This is a genomic window from Photobacterium kasasachensis (assembly GCF_050336885.1).
Taxonomy (GTDB): Bacteria; Pseudomonadota; Gammaproteobacteria; order Enterobacterales; family Vibrionaceae; genus Photobacterium; species Photobacterium kasasachensis.
Genome location: NZ_JAKJSH010000045.1, coordinates 1 through 9,393, shown reverse-complemented (window position 1 = coordinate 9,393; position 9,393 = coordinate 1). Strand labels below are relative to the sequence as shown.

9 protein-coding genes are annotated in these 9,393 nt (G+C 39.3%); all 9 read left to right on the top strand.

The annotated features are described in order from the left end of the window. Positions 1 to 1,231 precede the first annotated feature (1,231 nt). The 9 genes from L4D19_RS29815 (at position 1,232) to L4D19_RS29775 (ending at position 9,244) form a co-directional block, all read left to right on the top strand. The gene (locus L4D19_RS29815; RefSeq protein WP_428455403.1) at positions 1,232 to 1,498 is read left to right on the top strand and encodes a hypothetical protein; all 267 of its coding nucleotides are present in this window, start codon (positions 1,232 to 1,234) and stop codon (positions 1,496 to 1,498) included. A gap of 165 nt (positions 1,499 to 1,663) precedes the next feature. Beyond that, positions 1,664 to 1,918 carry a hypothetical protein gene (locus L4D19_RS29810; protein WP_428455402.1) on the top strand — a complete coding sequence of 85 codons (255 nt, stop codon included), beginning with the start codon at positions 1,664 to 1,666 and terminating at the stop codon, positions 1,916 to 1,918. Positions 1,919 to 3,120: 1,202 nt separating this feature from the next. Then, positions 3,121 to 4,431: a hypothetical protein gene (locus tag L4D19_RS29805; protein WP_428455401.1), complete on the top strand. Its 1,311-nt coding sequence runs from the start codon at positions 3,121 to 3,123 to the stop codon at positions 4,429 to 4,431. Positions 4,432 to 4,703: 272 nt separating this feature from the next. Then, positions 4,704 to 5,123 carry a hypothetical protein gene (locus tag L4D19_RS29800; protein ID WP_428455400.1) on the top strand — a complete coding sequence of 140 codons (420 nt, stop codon included), beginning with the start codon at positions 4,704 to 4,706 and terminating at the stop codon, positions 5,121 to 5,123. After that, positions 5,113 to 5,631: a hypothetical protein gene (locus L4D19_RS29795; protein WP_428455399.1), complete on the top strand. Its 519-nt coding sequence runs from the start codon at positions 5,113 to 5,115 to the stop codon at positions 5,629 to 5,631. The genes L4D19_RS29800 and L4D19_RS29795 overlap by 11 nt, the downstream gene beginning before the upstream one ends. Before the next feature lie 134 nt (positions 5,632 to 5,765). Next, positions 5,766 to 6,929, top strand: coding sequence for a DUF2971 domain-containing protein (locus tag L4D19_RS29790; RefSeq protein WP_428455398.1), 1,164 nt, complete (start codon positions 5,766 to 5,768; stop codon positions 6,927 to 6,929). Positions 6,930 to 7,300: 371 nt separating this feature from the next. Next, complete coding sequence (locus tag L4D19_RS29785; RefSeq protein ID WP_160658553.1) at positions 7,301 to 7,486, top strand: hypothetical protein; 186 nt, start codon at positions 7,301 to 7,303, stop codon at positions 7,484 to 7,486. Positions 7,487 to 8,594: 1,108 nt separating this feature from the next. Then, positions 8,595 to 8,921 (top strand): hypothetical protein, encoded by a 327-nt coding sequence (locus tag L4D19_RS29780; RefSeq protein WP_428455397.1) that lies wholly within the window; start codon positions 8,595 to 8,597, stop codon positions 8,919 to 8,921. A gap of 182 nt (positions 8,922 to 9,103) precedes the next feature. Then, complete coding sequence (locus tag L4D19_RS29775; protein ID WP_428455396.1) at positions 9,104 to 9,244, top strand: hypothetical protein; 141 nt, start codon at positions 9,104 to 9,106, stop codon at positions 9,242 to 9,244. Positions 9,245 to 9,393: the final 149 nt, after the last annotated feature.

Sequence of the window (9,393 nt, the reverse complement as noted above, 5' to 3'; positions counted from 1 at the left end):
GTAGCGTATCTGGTAAGTGATTCAACCCCCTTGAGTTTGCCATAACAAAGCAATCAAGGTGACCCGTTACACTCGGCGGTTTTGGTATGAAGTTCAGTGTGCTTTGTTAGTTCAGCGCAGGGCTCCTTATTGCAGGCGTTATGGCTTAAAAGCACGGGCAACGTGGTGTTCGCTTCAAGTTTTCTAGGTCAAGCTTAGCGGCTACCAAGCCGATCTTCTCAGGCGATATAACTGAACGCTTGTCGGTATAACGAACTGTGAAATTGGCGGGCTCTGTCCGCAGCACGCTTGATTATTCTGTTGTGTCGGCTGTCAGTAATGCCAGTAACTTCATCGAAAACCAACTCTCAAATTTGGCTAAGGTTTATCGAGTTATAATCCTTCTATTTTTCCTAAGCTTCCGGTTTATATCAGTTGGTAAAGAGCAATTCTTTGTCCAGTGGCTACTGATTTTGCAAGTTGGTTCATGAAGTTATGTATCAATTCCTGTTCGGTTTTTATCGGTAGGGTAAACTGGCAGGCGTTCGAGCAGATATTTCTGTAGCAGTTGCGTATCTGGTAAGTGACTAAATTTCCTTGAGTTTGCCATAACAAGGCAATCAAGGTGATGCGTTACACTCGGCGGTTTTGGTATRRAGTTCGGTGTGCTTTGTTGGTTYWGTGKGGSRCWCCTTATTGCAGGCGTTATGCACCTAGAGCCAAGAATTTCAATGGTAGATAGTGCATCGCTTATTTCCACTAACTCTTTGGCCATTCGTTCATCGAAAGGCTGCCTGTAAGTCGGAAGATAAGCAGGTTGTTGTTATATTTGCCGCCTTGAAATCTGGCAATTCAACATCATAATTTCAACGTTACTTTGCTGTGAAAGTGTTGGCGCATTTCTTTGCCTATTGGCTTGGTGCAGCAGCCAAGCCAGTCCGTATCAGGTTGTCATGCTGGTTTCTCTGACTCAAATCGTTGAAAGTGAACAGGAATTATCAGAGTATGAATTTGTTGCCTGTATGACGCAGATTAATCATGCGTGGAAGAACTTTCGGCCAAGCAAGGTCGCATTAATGGATGGAGTTGCATAACAAAGGTATCAAGGTGACTTGTTTGACTCGGCATTTTTGGTTTGGAGTTTAGTGGATTTGGTGAGTTCATCGTGGCGCACCTTATCCCAGGCGTTATATTTTTTTACGCACATTATAAATGTTAATTTTTATTTAATCACTTTAATAACGAGGTTATTATGTCTGGAATTATTTTTAGTAAATCATTAGGTTCTTTCTTTGCATCAGAACAAGCAAATTACCTCGATAACAATATATCTATTGAGCGGCTAATTCGATATGCAAAAACGTGCTTGAAAAATGGCTCTCAAAAAAAGGAATATGAGTACCTTATGGATCTTTTGGATAGTAATGATTTAACTCATATCGTAACTAAAGACCCTAAATCGTTAGATATAAAAAAATTTGAAAAAGCTGGTTTCTATTCTCTAAATACACGTAAGTGATACTGCACTTATAAATACCACAAGCTACTTTTTAGGTTTAAATTATGAAAGTACATTCAAAAAATTGCATCCTGCAAGGGGAAGTACTGGTTTTACAGTAGATAATCAGTTTCACATCTACATAAACGCTCTACTATGTTGTTTAAATGATGACAATGCGGTCTCTTGGTTAAAGTTTTTGTGGGTGCTAAAGAAACAACATATCGATGGCTTTGTGTACTTGCAAAAATGTCGATTAGGATTTTCCATAGAGGCAAGCGTTTATCACATACAAAGATAAAACAAGAAATAATCAGAGGCATTGAAAGACTTTATTGTTCAGATAAAGCCCTTCTTGGGGAGCATTGTATTGTCGATTTTGCTGATGAGTATGTAATAGCATTATCTGACGTATGGCTAGAAACTAAGTGGAAGAAATAAACTCTAGAATAGTGGTTTGGTATTAATAATATCCCAAATCAAGCATTGGGTTGGTGAAAGTGTTGTTAGTCTGGAAAATTACTGTTTACTAATGGCAGCATCAAAAATATAACAAGGCAATCAAGGTGACCCGTTACACTCGGCGGTTTTGGTATGAAGTATGGTGTACTTTGTTAGTTCAGCGAGGGGCACCTTATTGCAGGCGTTAGGCATGGGAAAAGCCTGCTTATTGATCTGGTCGTAACCATGTCGCTCAAGAACGAGAAATCTTTGGCCATTCGTTCATCGTAGGGCTGTCCTTTACGTTCGGGGAAATGCAGGTTGTTCCGTTCTTTGTTGCCTTTGATGATGGCAATATACATTCCTAGCTTCTTCGATACACCGCTGTGAAAGGCTTGTCGTTTACTTAACCCATCCGTTCAGTGATGCAGCCTCGATTAGCACCTCACCAGGCTGTAATGCAAATGTAGTTGGCTTTAAGGTGTTGATAGTTATCATGTCCCGTGAGGATTAGTGAGTGCTGTATCGCACGGTTGGCGCCGGAGTACGCTGATAGTTCGGCGGCCAAGTAGGAAGGTCGCATGTGGAAATGCCTAACAAAGCAATCAAGGTGACCCGTTACACTCGGCGGTTTTGGTATGAAGTTAGGTGTGCCTTGTTAGTTCGGTGTGGGGCACCTTATCGCAGGCGTTAGGCATGGGAAAAGCCTGCTTTTGGATCTGGTCGTAACCACGCCGCCCAAGAACGGGAACTCTATGGCCATTCGTTTATCGTAGGGCTGTCCTTATTGTTCTGGGAAATGCAGGTTGTTCTGTTCTTTGTTGCCTCTGATGATGGCAATATACATTCCTAGCTTCTTCGATACATCGCTGTGAAAGGCTTGTCGTCAACTTAACCCATCCGTTCAGTGATGCAGCCTCGATTAGCTCCTCACCAGGCTGTCATGCAAATGTAGTTGGGTTTAAGGTGTTGATAGTTATCATGTCCAGTGAGGATTAGTGAGTGCCGTATCGCACGGTTGGCGCCGCAGTACGTTGAGAGTTCGGCGGCCAAGTATGAATTTCACATGTGGAAATGCCTAACAAAGCAATCAAGGTGACCCGTTACACTCGGCAGTTTTGGTTTAAAGTTCGATGCGCTTGGTAAGTTGGCCGTGGGGCACCTTATTGCAGGCGTTATATGCTAATGATCAGAGGTTAAAAATGGATGTTATAACTAAAGGGCAACGAAAAAAAGTAGTAAAAAAAAGTGAATCAGCTTTTAATCAATATGGTATTGAATCTCCATACTTAGAGCAACATAATAGAGTCAAATTATTTGATGTATTCTTTAAGCTCACCTATACACAGCGGAACTATCTTGGAAATATAGCAAGCGAGTTTGAATGCATATTTGTAGATGCCGAGAAAGTACATAATAATTTATTAAAAAAGGGAGTGAAAACGATAGGCAGCCTTGGTTGGGAGATTGAGTATGAATATAGTTATCACGAGTTAATAAAAAGAATTTCAAGGTTTCTACCCAAACTAGAGAAGTTTGCGGTTAAAAAAACGAGGTCTAGCGGAATAAATAAGGCTGTAAGTGACTTTTTTGTTAACATTGCCCTGAAAATATTAGATTGTGAAGCGTACAAGAGACACCCTTATATTCGAAATATATGTAGAGACCTTTTTATATGTTTTGCAATAAAGTCTATTGACTTTAATGGTGATAGCGAACCTATATATGTCGGCGATATATTGGATTCTTTCGATATCAAACCTGTCCTAGTTCATAGCAAACCATTGAATGAGTTTTTATCATCTGGAGAATCATTACTGTCAGATAAAGAAAGGCGACGAATTATTGATGACATCTATATCATTAGGGAGTACTTGTTTAAGGGGTGGGATTTTAGTAAACACAGAGTTGAGTGTGATGGGTATATTGTTGAGCTAGATATTGCAGCCAATACGCCGCAGTTTGCCATATACCCTAAAAGCTCTGTTTCTAATGATTATCAGTGTCATGATTTTATTAAGATTGAGCAGTGTACATATACAGCCTCGTTAGGTTTTAACCCTTACTTGTTTTATAACGTTAAGGCAGATAAAATATTATCAATTTGTCATGAATACCTTCTTGAAATATTTCTAAAGACGAAGTTGGATTTTTCAAGTAAATCTGATGATGTTGAAAATGAAGTTAACCCTAGCTCTTTGTATATGCTTACTAACTGCTTGGTAATTGATTATATTTCTCATGAACCTTCTAACGTGCGGTGTAATAATGCTAGATTATTATCAGGTGTAATGTATTCAAAGTTTAAGTCACTAATGGAGAACAGTTTTTCTTGCCAGTTTTCAAAGGGCAAGGGAAGTGAAGTTAAAATTCAAATGGCGAACAGCAAGATATATACGCTTGGTCATCATAAAAAAGATTTTGAATTATCTCCAGTTAAGGTTAAAAATATCTTACGGAGAATAGGTATTGCTGTGGATCAATTTGTTCTTGCTGTAAATAGCAAATACTAACTGGTTGTACGCTCCGCACATAACAAAGCAATCAAGGTGATGCGTTACACTCGGCGGTTTTGGTTTGGAGTTCGGTGCGTTTTGTTAGTTCCGTGGGGCACACCTTATTGCAGGCGTTAGCCATCCATTGGATTGATTTCAGTATCTGGATGAAATCGTTTGATTTGTTAATTGATTAAGTTTTAATTCGCTCTCAATATCTCTTAATTCATAACCTCCTATGGTTTTTAAATGCCATTATAGTCCTTTTCAATTATAAGGAACTTAGGGTTATGGCTAGACAATGTCCTGCGATATCAAATATATCATTTGATCAAGATAGTTTAGATGGAATCGCTGAAATTCAAGAGATTCATGATCTAAAAAAGTATGGTCGTATTGCAGTTTTCCTTGGTCATTTTTTAACAATATTTGGTGGTGTTGGTCTTAAAGGTGCGTCGGGAACTGGTGCTTTAAGGTTAGAAAATAAGATGCTATTTAAACTTGGGGCTTCTGATGCGAATCAAATTGGTTGGAATTTAACACAGGTTAATTGGGAGTACTTCCTATTGTCTTTTGAAGGGTTAGACCGATTAGCTTTACAGCAAATAGAGGAAATAGCATATAGGCAAGCTCATTTGCATATATCAAAATCTAAAGAGTATCAATTCTGGCGTTCTATCTACTTAGGGTGCACTCCTAATGCCAAATAAATCATTGTTGCTTATTTTATACTTACTATCATTTTCTGTTTATGCTGATTTAACTGAAGAAATGAAATATGGTTCAATATTACTTCAGGTTAAAGTGGCTAAATTCGAAGAAAAGCAAACTGAGTGTATGGCACGTGTTAAGAATTATAGATTACCGGATGAAGAGAAGGACGTGTTAAAAAAACTTGATGTTAGTATTTCAAAAGGGTTGTATCATTTGTATAAACAGTCATTTGATGATTGTACTCAACCTGAATTATTTGAGCTTTCACAGACATTGCTTCAATTGCAAGAGCTGAATAAAAGAGTTGAAAATAAAGTTATTGAAGAACAAATAAACCTAATAAGACAATTAGTTTTTACTGGTTCTGACATATCTAATCAAAGATTTTATGACTCCTTATTAGCTTCAGAGAAACAGATACTCGAAGGTATCCAGTCATTCAAAGAGCCATTCGATTCTCTTCAAGTATTAGAAGCGATACAAGGTCTATCCCACGCCAAGTAAGTACATATGGCTAACAAGGCAATCAAGGGTGACGCTTTACACTCGGCGGTTTTGGTATGAGTTTGGAGGCGTTTTGCTGGTTCAGTGGGGCGCACCTTATTGCAGGCGTTATACATTTGAGGACAAATTTCACAATGACGATGTATTATAAGTATCGTTCTTTCTCGGAGTTCAGTATTAAAGAGCTATTATATCAGGAGCTTTACTTTGCGACTCGTCAGGAAAGTAATGATCCATTTGATAGTAAAACGTTTTATGAGTTTTCTGCAAATCCGAGTTATTGGTTAAATCTGATAAAAATAGTAGGTTCAAAATTCACAGGCTTTACTGAATCAGATTTTACGTCCATTGCTAAAAAGTTATCGGATCTTTGCCCAATGAGCTACGAACAAGTCGGAGCTCTTGATATAACAAATATTGTGTTTGAAAGTATAGAAACAAAAAATCTTCCAGTTTCCATGTTATTTGCCGAGCAATTTAAAAAACTTGTTGCTCTATATGCGCCTGAAGAAAGTTACTTTACATGCTTTTCTAAAGTGCCAGATGATCCGTTAATGTGGTCACATTACGCAGGGAACCACCAAGGATTTTGTCTAATATTCCAGCCTATTGATGGAAAGCTCAAGCAGCATCCTTTGTACAAAAGAACGGGCATTAGGCGTGATACGCCTAATGGTATTGCGCCGTCAATGGGAATGGGATTGCCTGAATCCTTCTCTTTTCAAGATGTAGAGTATCAAGATGATGTTGAGCATCTATGTGCTTTTTGCCGATTACCAGCAGGTGTTACTAAATTAGATCTTCCTGAGGAAGAGAGGATTGCACTTGTTACCAAGCAATCTAGTCAATATGTTCAAAAACACCGTTCTTGGGAATATGAGCAAGAAGTCCGTTTGTCTTTTACCCCTTTATCAGGTTATTTGTATGGACAAAAAGTTGGTTTAACCAAGCTCGAAAGATTATTTCATTATGACCCAAATCAACTAGTCGGTATCGTTTTAGGTGCTCAAATGACTCGTGAAAACAAGCAACGGGTGCAAGAGGTTATTAATGAAGTTCTAAGTAGAAGGGAGCTCTATAAACAAGAAAAGAGAGTATTGTTCGATTTTATGGTCTTTGAAGCTGAATTGTCTGCTAAACAAAGAAACTTGGATATAAAACCAGTCGAATTATTAACGCTCACATCAAACTACAAACCTGATGCCCCCGAATTTGGGCGCTTTTACTCAGAGTGGGAACAGGGTGTTGGTATGGAAATTTCAGGGAACTCAGCTTCTAGGGTAACGATTACAGCCTAAAAAATGTATAACAAGGCAATCAAGATGACCCATTACACTCGGCGGTTTTGGTATAAAGTTCGGTGTGCTTTGTTAGTTCAGTGCGGGGCACCTTATTGCAGGCGTTAGGGCACTGGGTCGCACAGGCAACGTGGTGTTCGCTTTTCGTTCTGAGGGGCAAGCTTAGCAGCTACCAAGTCGTTCCTTGCAGGCGATATACCTGAACGCTTTTCTGTATAACGGACTGTGAGATTGGTTGGTTTTGTTCGCAGCACACTTGATTTAGTTCGGGCTGTCGCTGATAACAATCTCTGAGACTTCATCGAATGAGAATATGTAATTTTTGGCTAAGGCTATCAAAGAGGTTTTCAATCATAGATTAAGGAGTAATTATGAAAAAGTTTAAAAATATAGGGAATGTTTCAGGTGATATACTCGTGAATATTGATGGTGTAACAATTGTATTTTTTGTCGATAAAGGTGCTGAGTTTTCAATTGACGCTAATGATGATGCCAAGATCGTGTTCTCTAGCACCAACGAAGTGAACTCTAGTAATATTGAGATTGCTGCAATTTAGAAAGTGTTGCGCTGAGATTATCAGTGTTTAGTTCTTGGCTATTATGCCCGAAGATTCAGATTATAACCGGTTGGTAAAGAGCAATTCGTTGTCCATTGGCTACTGATTTTGTTAATTAGTTCATGAAGTTATGGATTCCCAACTGTTCGATTATTGATGGTAGGATAGACTGCTTGGTATTGGAGTCTATCATTCTGTAGCAGTGGCGTGCGTGTTAAGCACTTGTATTCCTTGAGTTTGCCCTAACAAGGCCATCAAGTGTGACGCATTACACTCGGCAGTTTTGGTTTGAAGTTCAGATGGCTTGGTGAGTTCGGTGGGGCGCACCTTATGGCAGGCGTTAGGCATGGGAAAAGCCTGCTTTGTGATCTGGTCGTAACCGCATCGCTCAAGAACGGGAAATCTTAGGCCATTCGTTCATTGTTGGGCTGTTCGTATAGTTCGGGGAAATGTAGGTTGCTCAGTTCTTTGCTGCCTCAGACGATGGCAATAAGCGTTCCTAGTTCCCTCGTTGCACCGCAGTGAAAGGCTTGTCGGCAACTTAACCTGTCAGCTTAGTGATGCAGCCTCAATTAACACCTCATAAGACTGCCATGCAAATGTAACTGGCTTAAGGTGTTGATAATAATTATGTTACGTTAAGATTCGTAGTTGCTTTATCCCATGGTTGGCGGCGGGATACGCTTAGAGTTCACCGGCCAAGTAGGAATGTCTCAAGTGGAAATGCCTAACAAAGCAATCAAGGTGACCCGTTTGACTCGGCGGTTTTTGTATGAAGTTAGCTGTGCTTTGCAGGTTTTGCATGGGGCACCTTATCGCAGGCGTTATGGCTACTATTATAGCTCCGTACTCGCAATGATTTCGATATAGCTTGAAGTGCTGTATGAGGTCTGATTGCTCAATTTTTCATCAAACATTGTCATCAAAGAGTATAGCTATCTAAAATTAAAAAGAAAAGTTGCGATTTCTCAACTTTATGTATACTGGGTGATGTATGATGCTTGAATGATATTGCAGGCTTATAACTCTGTTAGGCGCTAGCATTGTTGATTCGAGTTGGCTCCACCTGTTTTAGTAAATAACAATTCCGCAATAAACTGGAAACGATATGGCTAATAAAAAGCGAATACTTATCCCCTTTGCTGCACTACTTCTATCTTCATGCACAGTTATCATGGGTACGCCAGAGGAAAGAGCTCAAAATTTTGATGATTGGCGTTTGTGTCATGAGTTGGCAGATTTTACGTTTAAGTATAATTCTGAATGGATATGGCATATATCAAATGAGATTGAGAAGCGAAACTTAATTCATGATGAGCAGTGTATATCTGTATACCAGTCAAGAATGTCTCAATTAATGAAAAAACATAACTTAAACGCTACTCCTTTAACGTTTAAAGAAGCACTGAAGAATAAGAAATCGAATGATGCCTGACTTCTAGGCGAAGTAAAACCATACGCCAATTGAGTTATATTGGATCGAGTTGCGCACAGTAGCCATAACAAGACAATCAAGGTGACCCGTTACACTCGGCGGTTATGGTATGAAGTTTGGTGCGCTTTGCGGGTTCAACGTGGGGCACCTTATTGCAGGCGTTATGTGTCCAAGGAGAACGAATGGCGTATTCATTACATATAGAAAGAAAAGAGGGAATTGCCCTGGATGAATGGCTGGCTGCAGTAGAGTCAATAGACGGCATTCGAATAGATATTGGTACAGTAGAATGTTCAAACTCAAATACTAACGAAAGCATTTAATTCAAGGACAGGAAGGTGATGTGTCGATTAGATATTTCACTAATGGTTTTTTAGGGTTTGGTAAAAAAGAGTATTGGGAAAAAGCTATATATTTTAATTCCGGCAAAGCACATTTCAATGCAGTAGAGAGTATCGAAAGTCCACAAAAC